This is a genomic window from Rubripirellula obstinata (assembly GCF_001642955.1).
In the GTDB taxonomy this organism is placed as follows: domain Bacteria; phylum Planctomycetota; class Planctomycetia; order Pirellulales; family Pirellulaceae; genus Rubripirellula; species Rubripirellula obstinata.
Genome location: NZ_LWSK01000060.1, coordinates 1 through 16,189, shown reverse-complemented (window position 1 = coordinate 16,189; position 16,189 = coordinate 1). Strand labels below are relative to the sequence as shown.

At 54.2% G+C, this 16,189-nt stretch carries 13 protein-coding genes; 6 read left to right on the top strand and 7 right to left on the bottom strand.

Translation table 11 applies throughout. The features are described 5' to 3' along the window. Window positions 1-15: 15 nt before the first annotated feature. The 5 genes from RC85_RS15390 to RC85_RS15370 all read left to right on the top strand — a co-directional run bounded on the left by RC85_RS15390 (window position 16) and on the right by RC85_RS15370 (window position 5,632). Window positions 16-1,875, top strand: a complete 1,860-nt coding sequence (locus RC85_RS15390; protein WP_068264411.1) for a GTPase — start codon at window positions 16-18, stop codon at window positions 1,873-1,875. Next, window positions 1,872-2,606, top strand: coding sequence for a MotA/TolQ/ExbB proton channel family protein (locus tag RC85_RS15385; protein ID WP_084422713.1), 735 nt, complete (start codon window positions 1,872-1,874; stop codon window positions 2,604-2,606). Before RC85_RS15390 ends, RC85_RS15385 begins: the two co-directional genes overlap by 4 nt. A gap of 39 nt (window positions 2,607-2,645) precedes the next feature. Continuing rightward, the gene (locus RC85_RS15380; RefSeq protein ID WP_068264407.1) at window positions 2,646-3,173 is read left to right on the top strand and encodes a hypothetical protein; all 528 of its coding nucleotides are present in this window, start codon (window positions 2,646-2,648) and stop codon (window positions 3,171-3,173) included. A 254-nt stretch (window positions 3,174-3,427) separates the two neighbouring features. Next, a complete protein-coding gene (locus tag RC85_RS15375; protein WP_149752636.1) occupies window positions 3,428-3,805 on the top strand; it encodes a hypothetical protein in 378 nt (125 codons plus the stop codon). A gap of 495 nt (window positions 3,806-4,300) precedes the next feature. After that, window positions 4,301-5,632: a VWA domain-containing protein gene (locus tag RC85_RS15370; RefSeq protein ID WP_084422712.1), complete on the top strand. Its 1,332-nt coding sequence runs from the start codon at window positions 4,301-4,303 to the stop codon at window positions 5,630-5,632. A gap of 239 nt (window positions 5,633-5,871) precedes the next feature. Here the strand turns inward: RC85_RS15370 and mqo are convergent, their stop codons facing one another. The 7 genes from mqo to RC85_RS15335 all read right to left on the bottom strand — a co-directional run bounded on the left by mqo (window position 5,872) and on the right by RC85_RS15335 (window position 14,941). After that, window positions 5,872-7,362: a malate dehydrogenase (quinone) gene (gene mqo / locus RC85_RS15365; RefSeq protein ID WP_068264401.1), complete on the bottom strand. Its 1,491-nt coding sequence runs from the start codon at window positions 7,360-7,362 to the stop codon at window positions 5,872-5,874. 2 nt (window positions 7,363-7,364) lie between these two features. Next, window positions 7,365-8,693 (bottom strand): class II aldolase/adducin family protein, encoded by a 1,329-nt coding sequence (locus RC85_RS15360; protein ID WP_420821372.1) that lies wholly within the window; start codon window positions 8,691-8,693, stop codon window positions 7,365-7,367. A gap of 4 nt (window positions 8,694-8,697) precedes the next feature. Next, window positions 8,698-10,233 (bottom strand): rhamnulokinase, encoded by a 1,536-nt coding sequence (locus tag RC85_RS15355; protein ID WP_068264400.1) that lies wholly within the window; start codon window positions 10,231-10,233, stop codon window positions 8,698-8,700. A 115-nt stretch (window positions 10,234-10,348) separates the two neighbouring features. Further along, the gene (locus RC85_RS15350) at window positions 10,349-11,836 is read right to left on the bottom strand and encodes an aldehyde dehydrogenase family protein (protein WP_068264398.1); all 1,488 of its coding nucleotides are present in this window, start codon (window positions 11,834-11,836) and stop codon (window positions 10,349-10,351) included. A 22-nt stretch (window positions 11,837-11,858) separates the two neighbouring features. After that, window positions 11,859-12,056 carry a hypothetical protein gene (locus RC85_RS15345; protein WP_068264396.1) on the bottom strand — a complete coding sequence of 66 codons (198 nt, stop codon included), beginning with the start codon at window positions 12,054-12,056 and terminating at the stop codon, window positions 11,859-11,861. A gap of 2 nt (window positions 12,057-12,058) precedes the next feature. After that, complete coding sequence (locus RC85_RS15340) at window positions 12,059-13,522, bottom strand: purine-cytosine permease family protein (protein WP_068264394.1); 1,464 nt, start codon at window positions 13,520-13,522, stop codon at window positions 12,059-12,061. A gap of 135 nt (window positions 13,523-13,657) precedes the next feature. Further along, entirely contained in the window at window positions 13,658-14,941 is a 1,284-nt protein-coding gene (locus tag RC85_RS15335; RefSeq protein WP_068264392.1) for an L-rhamnose isomerase, read from the bottom strand. A 210-nt stretch (window positions 14,942-15,151) separates the two neighbouring features. On the opposite strand from RC85_RS15335, the gene RC85_RS15330 reads away from it, so the two are divergent. Further along, complete coding sequence (locus RC85_RS15330) at window positions 15,152-16,024, top strand: helix-turn-helix domain-containing protein (protein ID WP_068264390.1); 873 nt, start codon at window positions 15,152-15,154, stop codon at window positions 16,022-16,024. Window positions 16,025-16,189: the final 165 nt, after the last annotated feature.

The following is a 16,189-nucleotide window of genomic DNA, read 5'->3' as shown; positions in this document are numbered from 1 at the left end:
CTCACATTGAAAAGAATGAACTTGAACGATTCAAGTGACGATCCATCGATCACTCCGCCGGGACAGGTGTTTTTGTCGCGTGTGCGGCGGTCCGCTGCAAGCGTGCTGGGCGAAAGCGAAGCGGGACGCGAGGTCATCGAGTTGTGTGACCAGCACAACGAAGCCCGCCGCATGATTCTGGACGATCGTAGCCGTGGCTTGACCGTCATTGCTGTCGTCGGCGCAACGGGACAGGGGAAATCATGGCTGATTCGACAAATGATTCGCGGTTCTTCGGCTGCCAGTGCCGTGCGAAGTGGAAACAATTTGGATGAAGCGACTGAAAAGCTGGTTTGGATTGGACCTTTTCCGCCAGCCGACATGGACACGCGACACGAAACGTTTTTGCAATGTCCGGCGGCCGAAATGGAATCGATCGGAATGCCGTACTTGTTGGTCGATGCACCAGGCTTGACTGACGAACGCCGCGCGATTGCTGCGGTGGCTCAGCGAGCTCTTTCGCTTGCGTCGGTGTTGTTGATGGTCGTGCGTCGAGACCAACTGCGTAGCAAAACTGTTTCGTTGACCACGGCGGCTAGCGAGGGCACGATCGTGATCCCGGTGGTCAATGCGGTGCGAAGTCGAGAGAACGACAACACGCTTGGTGCCGACATTGAAGCGTTCGTCGCTCACATGCGAAGTATCGCGCCGACCAGTAAGATCGCGCCGGCCGTGGTGGTGGAAGACTTTGATGTCAGCAGCGGCTCTGGCGAAAACGGAGGCGGTGAAGAAGCCGTCGGAAAGGAAGCAGCTAGAAAGATTGCTGAAAGTCTTCAGTTGGAAATTGGTAGTTCATGGGAAGGCGACCGTCGTCGTAGTACTCGACTTTCGGCCATTGATGCGAGGTTTCGATGGGCACTGCATGCAACGCTGGTCGATCATTTGCCTGACCTAACAGGTGCCGTCACGCGGCTCAACCGCGAAGCAAAAGCACTGCCGACGGAGGTTGCGGAATCATTGGTCGGCAACAGCAGTTCGCTTCGCGCGGCGGTGCGGTCGCGATTGCGTTTGAACCTGTTAACCGAAACGGCTGGGTTTTGGTTCCCCTATCGGACTCAGTTGGGGCTGCTGAACCTGACGCACGGTGCTTGGGACCGAGTGCTGATGACGTTGTCGGGTTCGCTTCCGTCACTGGTCGGTGCCGTTTGGACATCAGCCAAAAACCTGACCACCGACCGCGATGCGAGTGATGATATTCGCGACGGGTTGCGGCGGCGGAGTGCTGCGGCAGTGGCCGACCGGTTGGGGCCGCTGGCGGTTAATTTTCGACATGAATTGTCAAAGCTGCGGCATGAGAAACAGGACGTGTCAACTTCACTGACTGATCGCGACGTTACCGGTGAAGTTGCCTCGTTGGCAGGCATTGATACTTTGCAAGAAAAATCCGAGCAGATCTTTGAAGAAGAGGTCAATCGAATCTCGTTTTCATCGACCACGGCAATGGTGTGTGGGATGATCGGGACCGCAATTTTCTGGTTGCTGATGTCCGGGCCGGTGATCGCGCTGTATCGCGGTTACTTCGATGCGAGCTTTTTGACTCTGCGAGATTTTGCGGGTGACCTGGACAAGTTTCCCAAGCCTGATTTTGCGATGATGTTGACCAGCCTGATTCTGTCGATCTTGCCTACCGCTTTATTTGCAATGGCGGTTTTGTCTTGGTCGCAAAGTCGTCGCCGGGTTCAGGACGCGGAAGAGGTGATTCGGCAACGGCACCGCGAGACGATTGACCGATTGCAGAAAGAAGGCGTCCTGCGATTGCATTGGGACGAACCGCTGCTTGCCGATGCTGAGTTTTTGTTGTCGGCTGGTGCGTCTGATGAAGGAGAGTCGGCATGATGTCTGCCAACTTTATCGGCAGTTTAATCGCGCAGGCATCGACCGCCGTTGATGACCAGGGTTCGGCTGGGATGCTGGACATCATTTTTAGCGGCGGCGTTCCTGGCTTGATGATCCTGATGGTTTTGTTTGGGCTAAGCGTCGGTGCGGCGTACTTGGTTTTTGATCAAGCGATGTCGCTGCGCCGTGGTGAAATTATTCCTGATGGAACAGCCGACGCGGTTCGGCAATCGTTGCTGGCCGGTCATGTCGCCGAAGCTGATGCAGCGTGCCGGCGAAGCCCTAGCGTGTTGAGCGTGGTGTTGTTGAGCGGTTTGTCGGAATGGGAGATGGGCTGGAGCGAAGTTGAGAAAGCTGTGGAAGATTCTCTGGCTGCGCAAGCTGCGCGTTTAATGCGACGGATTGAATACTTGTCGGTGATCGGCAACATTGCCCCGATGGTAGGATTGCTGGGGACGGTGGTCGGGATGATCTTTGCCTTTCAACAAGTCGCAACCACGCGTGGTGCAGCCGGTGCGGGCGATTTGGCTGAGGGCATTTATCAAGCGTTGGTCACAACAGTGGGCGGACTGATCGTTGCGATCCCATCGCTGGCGATTTACGCGGTGTGTCGAAATCGAGTGGACGCGTTGATTGCCGAAGTCGCTTATCAGTCGCAGCATGCACTTGCCCCGATTAAAAGACGCCCGGTCCGCACACGTTCCGCAACGGCGGCCAAGCCACCCAAATAAACATCAAAAACCCCCTTCACTTTCGCAACAAGCAAGCTCATGTTTTGGATTGACGTTGTTTCTCGAATTGTTCATATCGCCACCGCGATCACCTTGGTTGGCGGCAGCGTTTTTACGTTGTTGGTGTTGATGCCGTCGGCAAAAACGCTTGACGAATCGGTTCACCAATCACTGCTGGCATCGATCACGGGTCGGTGGAAACGTTTCGTTCACGGTGGTGTTGCGTTGTTTCTGATCAGCGGTTTTTACAACTACTTCCGAGCGATGCCTAACCATAAAGGCGATGGACTTTACCACGCTTTGGTGGGGACAAAGATGATCCTAGCGTTTGCGGTTTTCTTTTTAGCGGCAGCGATGGTGGGGCGCAGCAACAAGTTGGCGTTCATTCGTAACAGCCGAAAGTTTTATCTGACTGTGTTAGTGATTTTGGCGACAGTCATCGTCACGATTTCGGGATACGTAAAGGTTCGTCCCTCAAGCGGGCCTGATACTTTGTCCATTGAAGAGTCGTCGGCCGTTTCACCATCTGTCCATCGCGGAACACTGGTGAACTTTTTTGATAAGTAAAGTGTTTTCAAGTTCGATAACGAGCTTCGCCCAGAAGGGTGTCTTGATTTCACGAATCGTTGGACAAATCGTTTGACTAGTGCAAACGCATCGGCCTTTTTATGACGGGATTCGATCGGGGGCGTTTGAAAGATCTTGTCTAAGTTGTTTCGCATGGAAACGCGAGAGGCTTGCTGTTTATTTGTCTAGGAAACGCTGCAATGTTGCTGCGTCAGTTGTCGTGTGTTCATGTTCCTCTTCATGTACACCCCAGGATGATTCTGTTTTTTTTGACCCTGCTGATGATCTCGTTTGTGATACCCGGCGATGCGTCGGCACAGCGCGTTAAGTCGCGGACCAGTTCGCTAAGCGTTAAGGAGATGGCCGCGCAGAAGAGTCGCAAGATGGCGGCGATCGGTATCAACCGGCTACGCAAACCCTACAAGTCTCGTTACTCCAACGCTCGCTACGGAATGCGTCACGTCGGCAGCGGTGCGTTGCCGGTGGGTGCCAGGTACGAAGGAGTCGGCTATTCGTCGTATTCCGCAAGGCAAGCGATCCGCAACGCAAGTTTCTACGGCCGGAGGCCCATGGTCGGGGCTAGAGTCGCACGAGGTCGCGATGGTTATTTCGCAGCGGTGTATTACCGATAGCGACACTCGGATGACAGAGCAACTCACTCTTCGAAGCTGGGCATTTTTCGCAACCTGCAGCGTTAGCAAGGGATATCGCGAATCCCTTGCTAACGCAGCTAAGCTGTGAACTTAGCTCATTCTTAAACGTAAACTTGAACTTCAACTTAAACTTTCGCCGTGATAGCTGAAGTTTAAGTTTTTGAATTGCTCATCTATTCACAGCCTAAGCGGTTTAGGATTTCAGTGCCCAACCCAGATTGAAAAGTGAGTTTCCCTGCATCGGATGATTAAACATGCACAAATGCTCGGCGAGATCGGTATACTTAGTATTTGTCCACGCTACTGCCGGGTGCAGGCAAGCTAATCGGCTGGAGGCTCAAAAAAATAGGACGTGAAAGTGGAGCGTGTTACAGTAGGGCTGCAGAATGCCGTAACTCGTTTCACTCGCTACGGCCTACAAAAACGTCTGCTGATTGGCGTGCCTGCGCCCGCTACCCCGTCGGAATTTTGACCATGCGAAGTCAGAATAGGCTCGTCGCGATCGCATTCGGTTTATTTACCCTGATGTTTTGCACCACCGTCTTTGCGGCGGTGCCCGGAAGGCTGGATCGGCGAGTCTTGGCGAGATTGACCGGCAAGTCGGAAGCGATTCGCCAGCAGGCGACGATGGAAATTCAGCAATCGGCAAGGAATACCTTCCGTTATCTTCCCGAGTTGATCGAAGCAGCGAAACTGAACTGCAAGCAGCTTGAATCAGAATTGAAGGTTGACGAAGGCGAATTACCGGCGATGCCTCCGATCAGCATCACTGGCCAATTGTATCTGATCGGATCGACGCAGCGAGAAGATGCCGGGGAGTGTTTGATCGAACTGTTGTCGAACAAGCATTCGGGGATATCGATGTTGGCCGCCGACGTGCTAGGGAAGAACAAGTTTTCAAATGCCATTGAAGCGATTGCGAATTTGAAATCCGACCCCGCGTTTGACCTCACCTACGGCTATCGATTCAACCTCGTTCGATCCCTCGCTCAGATGGAAGATCCGCTCGCGATTGAAATTTTGACGGATTGGCGTCACGACTTTGACGGCCAATTGCGGCACGAGATCGATCGATTGCTTGATGAAGTCGAGGAAAGCGATTTTGGTGAGGATCTAGATCGCTACCACGCTTGGAAAGAGTCCATGACAAAACCGGCGACTCGGCTTTCCGAACAGAAAAGTGAGTCAACTGAACCAGCGAAAAAAACAAGCATTGTGCTGCAACCATCAAGTGGGTCTTCGGAATCGTTGGACCGATTGCGTTTTTCTAAAAAGCGGCAGTACTACGGGATGGAACTGTATGCCAAGCGTTTGATGTTCATCATCGATCATTCCGGCAGCATGGAAGAGTATTCGGCGGGCATGACACGGTTGCAACGTGCGAAGGTGGAATTGATTCGCGCGATCACCGACCTGGATCCCGACACCGAGTTTGCAATCATGTTTTACGAAACGGTGGTGCGAACTTGGCGCGAGGACTTGGTCGCTGCCAGTGAGGAAAACAAATTGGAGGCGATCAAGTTTATCAAGCGTTTAAGTTTTGGTGATAAAACCAACACGTACACGGCGCTTCGCAATTCAATTGAGTTTTCCGATGACCTGGAAGCCGTATATTTGCTAACCGATGGCCAACCAACGGTCGGTCCAATCATCGCGCCGACGAAGATCGTCCAAGATATCCTGCATCGCAATCGTTTCCGTCACGTGAATTTCAACACAATCGGCGTGTCCGTCAGCGGCCCCACCGAAACGTTCTTAAAGACGCTTGCGTCCGAATCAGGCGGCGAATTCCGGGCCTTGCATTGAGTTCCCAAAGTAGGCCGTAGCGAGCCTTAGCGAGTTACGGCATCGGCGGGCATCAGCGGTGCTGCCGTAACTCGCTTAGGCTCGCTACGGCCTACATCTATCGGATCTAGCCGTGGATCATCACGCCGACGAGCAAAGTAGGCCGTAGCGAGCCTTAGCGAGTTACGGCATTGGCGGCATCAGCGGTGTTGCCGTAACTCGCTTAAGGCTCGCTACGGCCTACATCTGGGTCTATTGGGTCAAACGGTTAGTTGCAATAACTCTGTGCAGCCTTGGTGGACTTCGCGGAAGTGATCTGCCTGCGATGGCTCTTGTAGCGGGACGTCATGCGTTGGGATCATCTGCTTTAGCGTCTCTGACGCTTCGGCGGATTCCAACAGATTCGGCATGCATTCTTTGATCAGTTCTAGCATCAAGGCGACTGATACGGACGCACCGGGCGATGCACCCAACAAAGCTGAAATTGACTTGTCTTGATCGGTGACAATTTCAGTGCCGAAGTGGACGATCCCTGCTTCGCCATCTTCTCGCTTGATCGCCTGAACGCGAATGCCGGCGCTCTCCAGCCGCCAGTCACTTTCGTTGACCTCCGGGTAAAAGGTTCGCAGCAGCTTGACGCGTTTGCTCATGCTCTGCGTCCCTTCTTTGATCAGGTACTTGACCAGCGGAATGTTGTACGCGCCGACTTTCAAGAGCGAAAGGATATTGTCGGGACGGATCGAAAACGGTAGATCGCCCAGGCTGCCCTGATCCTTCAAGAACTTGGTTGTCCACGCCGCGAACGGACCGAACAAAAGCGACTTCTTTCCATCGATGACTCGCGTGTCCAAGTGAGGCACAGCCATGGTGGGTGCTTCTTCTTGTGCTTGCCCGTAGACCTTCGCTTGGTGCTGGGCGACGAGATCTGGGTTGTCGCAAACCATCCACTGGCCGCCGATGGGGAAGCCGCCGAAACCTTTACTTTCAGGAATGCCGGATTTCTGCAGCAGAGGCAAGCTGCCGCCACCCGCACCGACAAAGACAAACTTGGCCGAGGTTACCGACTGAGCACCAGTGACGGTGTTTTTGACTTTGACATCCCATCCGCGAGCAGTCCGTGTCAGGTCGGTCACGCGAGCATCGGTTGCGACATTGCATCCGTCACGTTCGCCTAGCCAATGAATCAGTTTCCGCGAGATCTCACCAAAGTTGACGTCCGTTCCGTCCATCACGCGAGTGGCGGCGATGGGCATGTCGGCGCGGCCGTTGACCAACAACGGTGCCCAATCGCGGATCACATTTGGATCGGTTGTGAATTCCATCTGGTCAAAGAAATGATGCTTTGACAACGCGGCGTGACGAGCCGTTAGGAAATCAACTTGTGTTTGCCCGTGAACAAAACTGATATGGGGCACCGGATTAATGAAGTCGCTCGGTGTGTCAATCATTCCCGATGCGACCGCGTGAGCCCAGAATTGTCGTGATTGCTCGAACTGTTCAAAGATCTTTACCGCGGTCGTAACATCAACTGAACCGTCCGCATTCTGATCGGGCGTGTAGCTCAGTTCGCACAAACCAGCGTGTCCAGTTCCGGCGTTATTCCAAGCGTTGGAACTTTCCTGGGCCAGTTCGCTGGACGCTTCAAAAAGTTGGATCTTCAGGTCGGGCGAAATTCTTTTGAGAAGTGCGCCAAGGTTAGCGGACATCACTCCGCTGCCAATTAGAACGACGTCAGGATTTTCAATAAACATCTTTAACCTAAGTTGAATGCAGCACAGAGTTCGTCGATGACCGCATCGGGCATCGTGGAAATGTCGCCAATCGCATTACCATCAATCACGGCTTCCGCCGTGGATTCCAAAACTTCTAGGCGATCAAAGGCATCCAGAATTGTCTTGCCCGTAATCACCACTCCATCATTTTCCAGCAGCGCCGTCGGAGCAGATTCCGAAACGTACGATGCCAATTTACTGGCGTCGCCGTAATGCAATCCATACGGAACTCGTTGCACATCATAGAGAAAAACATAACTCTCTGGAATCGTCCGCACATCCAAGTTTGAATCCGTCACGCTGAACGCCGTTGCCACGATCGGATGCGCAAAGACGATCGATTGGACGCCGGGATGTCTTTCGTAGATCGCTTGGTGAGCCCGCGCGGCGGTGCTTGGCATCTTGCCGGTTTCGCGTCCATTAGCACTGACCAGAACAATGTCCTCGGCACGAAGATGCTCGCGATCTTTTCCGGTCGGCGTTACCAGAAATGTATCCTTGCAAACACGAGCCGAAAAGCTTCCTTCGGTGCTGATCAATAACCTTTGGCGACAGCCGCGTTTGACAAATTCGCACAACTCTTTTCGTAGTTCTTGTTCACGAGCCGTCGGTGCGGGCGGATCGTAGGATTCAAACGGGGCACCGCGGTCGAGAGCCTGCGCAAAATCTTCGTCTTTCAGGTAACGAATGCCCGGTAGGTCATAAGCCTTGACCAACCGATTGGCTTTGACGAGTGTTTTCCCCAAAAACTCAAACGTCTCGAATCGCTGGAAAGCGTCTGCCATCGAATCGCCGCCGACGACGACGCCGTGGTTTTCCAGGATCACGCTGTCGCAGCCTTGGGTGAAGGTCTTTGCAATGCTTTCCCCCAATGCATCGCTGCCTGGACATGCGTAGGGAGCGAAACCGACTTTGCGACAGACTCGAAACGCTTGGTGGAACAAACGCGGATTGGGAGTGCTGCGGCAAATGCTGAACGCAACCAGAGCGACCGGATGGGCGTGAACGATCGCACGAATGTCTGGCCTGGCTGCGTAGATCGCTTTATGAAACGGAAATTCCGAAGACGGCGGGTGCAAGCCGTCAACGGTTCCATCGGCTCGAACGCAAACGATGTCTTTCGGCGTCAGGTTGCCTTTGTCCACTCGCGCAGGCGAGATCCAGATGTCGCCGTTGTCGTCTCGGATCGAAAGGTTACCGCCCGACGTCGTGGTCATTCGGTAACGATAGATTCGATCCATCGTCCGCATGATTTCATCGCGAGGATGAAGCAGGTTTCGACGTGGCTGGATGGTCAATTTATGCGACACCAATTTATGCGACGGGGGTTGAAAGGGTGTTGGCCGAACAGATCGCGTCAAACTTCTCTTGTGCTGCTGCCCAGGCTTCGCAATGTTCAGGATCAAACTGAACCAGGTCTGACGAATTGCGGACCACTTCACGAATCTCGTTCAGCGAACCGAGTTGCCCGGCGGCACGACATTGAACCAAAACGTTGCCCAGCACCGTTGCTTCCACAGGTCCCGCGATCACGGGAACGCCGCAAGCAAACGCAATGAACTGGTTCAACAAAGCGTTTCGACCACCGCCGCCGACGACGTGAATCACGTCAATTTTGCGGCCGGATAGTTCCGCGATTGAATCCAAAACGTTGTGATACTTCATCGCCAAACTTTCCAAGACACAGCGAACAGCACTGGCTTCGGTTTCGGGCACCGGTTGGTTGGTGCGGCGACAAAATTCCGCGACGGCTACCATCATGTCCGGCGGATTCATAAAGCTGCTGTCTTCGGGATCGATAAACGAAACCAACGACGGTGCCTGAGCGGCACCTTGAGTGATCTCTTCGTAGGTCCGCGTCGATCCGGCTCGCTCGAACGACGCTTTCAGACGTTGCACCAACCAAAGTCCAACCACGTTTTTCAGCAGTCGCCAAGATCCATCCACGCCGCCTTCGTTGGTGATATTCATCGCCAACGCTTCTTTGCTAAGGATCGGTGTATCGGTTTCAACGCCCACCAATGACCACGTCCCTGAACTGATGTAGGCCCAGTTGTTACCCCATGACGGATCGACGGGAACCGCGACCACGGCTGAACCAGTGTCGTGGGTCGCGGGGGCAACGACATTGATCGGCGGCAAACCGGTTTCTTGGCACACCGACGGTTGCAACGATCCCAATGAATCGCCCGGCTGGATGACGTCACAAAGCATGTGTGACGGAATCTTCAAACGATCCAGTAACGGTTTTGACCAATCGCAGGTGGTTGGATCAAGGCACTGAGTCGTGGTCGCGTTGGTGAATTCGGTCTTCTTTGCACCGCTGAGACACCAGTGAAAAAAATCGGGAATCGTCAACAAACACTTCGCCTGGTTGAGCCAATCGCCGCTGCGAGAAGCCGCGTAGAGTTGGAACAGCGTGTTGATCTCCATGAACTGATTCCCGGTCACCGAGAATACTTCCTGCAGAGGCACTTCGCTGGCAACTTTGTCCAGCGTTCCCCGTGTCCGGGTGTCGCGGTAATGCCAAGGCAGCCCCAGCATTTCGTCGTCTTCGCCCAGCAAGACATAATCGACGCCCCAGGTATCCACACCGACGCTGACCAGGTTTTCAAAACCACCAGCGGCGACTTTTCCAAGTCCGGTTTGAATCTCGCGCCAAAAATGCAGCACATCCCAGCGAAGCGTATCGTTGATCCGAACGCCTCCGGTTGCAAAGCGGTGTTTTTCAGTCAGGGAAACTTGTTTGCCATCGAAACCGGCAACCATGACGCGGCCGCTTTCAGCACCCAAGTCGACGCCGATGTAGTTCTGCAGTTTACTGATTGTCTTATCCGCCTTAACGGTCATAACCAAGGAATGAATTTTTTTCAAAGTCGAGCCTGACAATGGTGACCCGAACGCGTAAGTGAGGGATGGACGTCCATCTCTTGCCTGCGCAGCGGTTTATCATTGTCAATCGCTTCTACAAAGGTCGCACAACGGAAGTGCTGCGATAATAATCCATCAAAGTTTCGACCGACAAAACGCCACCACCCAACCCGCTCTTGTTGACTCCGCCATACGGCACGCCCTGTGCAAAAACGTTGTGAGCATTGATCCAACTGTTGCCCGCGACCATCGATTCGGCGACTCGTTTGGCGCGGTCCATGTCTTTCGTCCACACACTGTTCGCCAAACCGTAATCTGTGTCGTTGACCATCTTAATCGCTTCGGATTCGTCCGCGAACTTTGCGACGTAGGCAACCGGCCCAAAAATTTCTTCGCGTGCCGCGACGTTATCAAGATCGCCCGCCAACAACGCAGGCATGATGTAATGCCCGGTGTGGCCTTCGACCGTCGCACTGCTGCCACCGCACACGCAGGTCGCTCCTTCGGCTTGGCCTTTTTCCAAGTACGACAAAACTCGATCAAATTGTTTGGCGTTCACGACCGGCCCCATGTCACTGTTGGGATCCAGCGGGTGACCGACCTTGACTTCGTTCATGCGATCAACGCACTGACTTAAAAATTCGTCATAGATGTCTTCATGAACCAACCAACGCGTTGCATCGCAACAGACTTGACCGCTGTGGAACGTGATCGCACCGACCAATGCCTTTGCAGTCGCCGCAACATCCACATCGTCGAAGACCACTGCGGCACCCTTGCCGCCGAGTTCAAGTTTGACGGGAACCAGGTTGCGACCACACGCTTCGCCAACCAATTGTCCGACTTCGGGCGAACCGGTGAACGACATTCGTTTGATCTGGGTGTTGGCCGTCAATGCAGCACCCGCAGTGGCACCGCGACCGGTGACGACGTTGATCACACCATCAGGCACACCGATCTTGGTTGCCAATTCCGCCAAGTAGATTGCTGACAACGAAGTATCTTCGGCCGGTTTAATCACGACCGTGTTGCCCGCTGCCAAGGCTGGCGAAATTCCCCAGCCGATTAACAGGAACGGAAAGTTCCACGGAAAGATGAATGCACATGCTCCCCAAGGCTGCTTGAACGTCCAGGCTTCGTGGCCTGGCGAGTCCAGCTTCGTTCGCGTTTCGACTTGCCCGGAAAGTTTGACAAAGTAACGCAGCGTGTCGGCAAAGTTCTGCACATCGCCTTGTGCCTGTGCTTCGATCTTGCCAGCGTCCAGCGATTCAATTTGGCCGATGATCGCTTTGTGTTCTTCGACCGCATCGGCAAGTTTCAACAGAATGCTGCTTCGGTCTTCTTGTGACATCGCTGCCCAAGCCGGGAACGCCGCGTTGGCAACATCCACCGCCTTGTCGATCTCGGACGCATCCAAGTCATGAATTTCTGTCAACTGATTTCCGGACCCCGGATCCGTTGTCGCGACCGTCTTGCCGCTGGCGGCCGGAAAAGGTTTTCCGCCGACGAAAGATGGCAAAGGCCCACGGCCGAGAAATTCGGCGACTTCGGGAAGAAGTTCTAGGTTGGTTGCAGTACTCATTTCATATTCCTTTGATTAAGAGCTAAATTTCGACTCGATCCGCGTCTGGCCCAAGCTTGCGATTCATCCAAAACGGAGTCGAGATGAACCAGACGATCGTGCCGATCAATGCGGCTAACTTGACCGCTTCGTGACCAATGATCCCAAAGAAGAAGAGCACGCAAGGGACAATGGTTGCGAGCAACCCGACGAGCGATATGACTTTAGTACTCGTATTCATAATCAGATTCCCTCGCTTGAAATGGATTCAGTTGATGTGCCGTTTTTTTGCATCATCTTGCTAAGCACTAAGTAAATGACTCCGCACGCAACCCAACACGGAATCACGGCGTAGGCGGCAAACAGCCCCTGAGCCAAAATCAGATACAGTCCAACGGCCACGGGCAACAACCACGCGATCATCACGGCAAGGTTGGTCTTCGTTCCGCTATGCGCCGCGTACTCGTCGCGCAGTCCAAATTTCTTCATCAAGTAAAAGTCAACAAAGATCACCGCTCCCATCGGTCCTAGAACCGTACCGTAGGTGCCGACAAAACCGAGCAATTGTGCAGAAAGGTTTGGGAACGCACCCGCGATTGTGGCGATCGCACCAGCAACCAACGTCATCGCCGTTCGTGAACTCTTGGGCAGCACACCTTGAAACGCCAAACCGGCTCGATAGATCGTCGGGTTCGCCGTGGTCCAACCCGCGATCACAACACAGATAATGCCTGCCCAGCCGAGTGAGGCGTAGGCCAACAATCCTGGGTTGGCGGTCACTTTTCCGTCGCTAGCCAACGCCAATTCCGGTGAGATTTTGATGAGCGCCGCCAACAGCAAGCCCGCTGCGATCCAGGCCATGTAGTGCCCCAGAAACATTCCGATCGAAGGTGCCCAGCCGGCGGATTTGTGTTTTGCAAAACGGAAGATCGACAAGTCGGCCATCCCAACATGCATCGCTCCGTTGCAAAGCCATGCGAAGACGACGATCTGCCAAAAATCAAAGGCCTCTGAACCGGTGCCGTTCTTTGCTTGAACGAATGCAATCGCATCGTCCCAGAACTTGCCTTCCGTCATCGCCGCGATGTTGGTCACGTCCATCTGAGCAAGTGATACGATTCCGCAAGCCGCAAAAATACTGATCATCCAAGGTGCAGCCAAGTTGGCAAAACCAGCGACTCGCTGATACCCACCAGCCGCCACCACGGCGATCACGATTCCAACGATCGCAACCAATCCGGTGAAGGCAGGATTGCTGAGACCAAACATCGCTTCAGGAACGTCAAAGGTGATCCCAAACGGGACGCCGACCGCAGACGCCGACACCGTCACCATCGCTCCGGCCAAAAAGCAAAACAGCAAGCCGTTGATGACGTTGTAAAGCTTGACCAACGAACCGCCCGCGATTCGTTCCAGTTGGTAATACAGTGTCATTCGCTTTGCCATCGCGATCGGCGTTACCAGAAAACGCCAAGTCAGAACCGCAAGCAAATTGCCCAGCAGCAAGCCTAACAACAAGTCTTGCAGACTCGCGCCGGCGGCCAAGAACAGTGGCCCGATCATGAATTCTGTTCCGGCGGCGTGTTCACCCGCGTACATTCCCCAGAACTTTCCCGAACCCAGCAGAGCTGAATCGGGCACGCGTTCGCGTTCGTATTCCGACGTGCCGGAGGAAGATTCCGGCGCTGCTGCTGAGTCGTTATCCATCGTTTGCCTTATCGTACGTAGTTCGAATGGTTGTTTCTCGGTCTGTCGATTCAATCGGAAAGCGACGAACCGCTTGGCCGCCGGGCCGCCGGGCCGCCGGGCCGCTGGGCCGCTGGGCCGCTGGGCCGCTGGGGCCTAGGCGGTTGCCAATGCGGAATCGCGTTTCGACAAAGTCGTTTGCTCGTACTGGCGTGTCTCTTCCAACCACTCCGCACCGACGGGAACGCCCATGGTTTGACAGTAGTGGTTCCAGACCGCACCGAGCGGCATCATCTTTTGCTCTTCCATCAACGCCAATCGCGTCGTGTAATCGCCATCGTTTTCCAATTGCTGCAATTGAGCGGACGGTTCTAACATCGCAGCCAAAACAGCTTTCAAAGTATTCCGAGTTCCGATCGCCCATGCGGCAACGCGGTTGATGCTGGCGTCAAAGAAGTCCAATCCAATGTGGACGCGATCAAGGTAATCGCCGCGCACGATTTCCTGCATGATCGATTGCAATTCATCGCTGTACGTGACAACGTGGTCGCTGTCCCAACGGACTCCGCGGCTAACGTGCAGCAACAATTCAGGCACGTACATCAGCGCCGATGAAATCTTATCCGAAATCACTTCGGTCGGATGAAAGTGCCCCGCGTCCAGGCACAGCACTTTGTTCCGCGAAATCGCGTAGCCCATATAGAACTCGTGCGAGCCAACAACAAAGCTTTCTGATCCGATGCCAAACAACTTGCACTCAACCGCGTCAAGCAACTTGTTTGTGTCGAACGATTCAGCGCACATGGTGTCAAGCGATTCAGCCAACCGCTGACGAGGAGCCTTGCGGCTTGCGGGCGAGTCCTTGTAACCATCGGGAACCCAGATGTTGTTCACGCACGCGTTGCCTTGGGCGGCACCCATTTCAGCCGCGATCTTTCGCGAAGCGATGCCGTGATCGATCCAGAATTGGCGAATGCCGGCGTCGTGGTGCGACAACGTAAAACCGTCAGCCGCTTTGGGGTGTGAAAAGAAGCTGGGGTTAAAGTCCAGGCTGACGCCTTGCTCTTTCGCCCACTGCATCCAACCGCTGAAGTGCGCCGGCGTGATCTCGTCTCGATCGACCGGCCCGTCGAATTCACCGTACAGGGCATGCAGGTTCAAACGATGCTTGCCGGGGATCAACGAATACGCCATTTCCAAGTCGCTACGCAGTTCGCTTGGCGTGGTCGCACGACCGGGATAGTTGCCGGTGACGGCCAGTCCGCTGCCCAGTTCGCCGCTGTCGCTTTCAAAACCGGCGACATCGTCACCCTGCCAGCAGTGGACGGAAATGGCAACTTTTTGCATTTTTTGCAGCGCGGCTTCCACATCGACGCCAATCGATTGGTACTGCTCTACCGCAAGCTTGTACGCGGATTGAATGTTCGCGGAATTAGTCATTGAAAGACCCCGTTGTTAATGGTGACGATGGAAGTGGTGGCTTGGGCGACATTTACCCTGAACTTATTCCCGAAACACCCGCGAAACCTTGACAATCGTGCCCAAGAAAAGCACGATAGTGCCACCGGCCGGCAGTGGCCTCTAAGCGTATCCATTTCTCCCAGCAGCGGTTTACTGCGGCAGGCTTCCACCTAGAGCGGGTTATCCAGAATCAAGATTCTAAAGAAACAGGACTGGTTTCACCAGGACGGGTTCCCGATCGCTGTCCAGCGAAGGGACCCACAAGAACCCTTCGGGCTGCATGCTCATGAGTTTTCAGAAATCGTGATCATCACCGGTGGTCAAGGCGTTCACATCACAGGCGAGGACACCTACGGACTCAAAGCCGGCGACACCTTCGTCATCGGAGGGTCACGGCCGCACGACTATTTGGACTTGGACAAGCTACGTCTGATCAATGTGCTGATCGACACCGATGAGCTGGCGATGGACGTCAGCGATCTTCAATCTCTGCCGGGTTTCCACGCACTGTTCACCTTGGAACCTGCTTGGCGGAAACGTCACCAGTTCAATAGCCGTCTGCAATTGTCGCCACACGAATTGGTGCAAGCGATTCGGTTGGTCGATCAATTGGAAGCCGAACTCGACGAGCGGAGTCCTGGCTTCGGCATCATGGCAACCACCTTGCTGCTGCAATTGGCCGCGTTCTTATCGCGATGCTACAACCAAACGCACAACCCCAAGAGTAAGTCGCTGCTGCGGATCGCGGAAACGATCGCCCATATCGAACGACACTATTCCGACCCCATTTCGCTGGACGAGTTGATCGAGATGTCTGGAATGTCGCGGCGAAACTTCTTGCGAGCGTTCGAATCAACGATGGGCCACTCGCCGATCAAATACCTGATCCGAATTCGGATTCGCCAAGCCTGCAAACTGCTCGAACGCGACGACCTGTCGATCACACAAATTGCAATGCAGGTCGGATTCAGCGACAGCAATTATTTCAGCCGCCAATTCCGATCGCTAATGGGACTGACGCCAAGAAACTTTCGCAAGCGAAACCTGATCGCGGCAGGTTAGGCGACACAGTAGGCTTCCAGAGCCAATTAGCGGCGCTGATTAAAACAATAAAAAGTAGGCCGTAGCGAGCCAAAGCGAGTTACGGCAGTGCGCAAATTGCCGTAACTCGCTATGGCTCGCTACGGCCTACATGCTGGCGATCAGGGACTAAACAATCAGTATGGC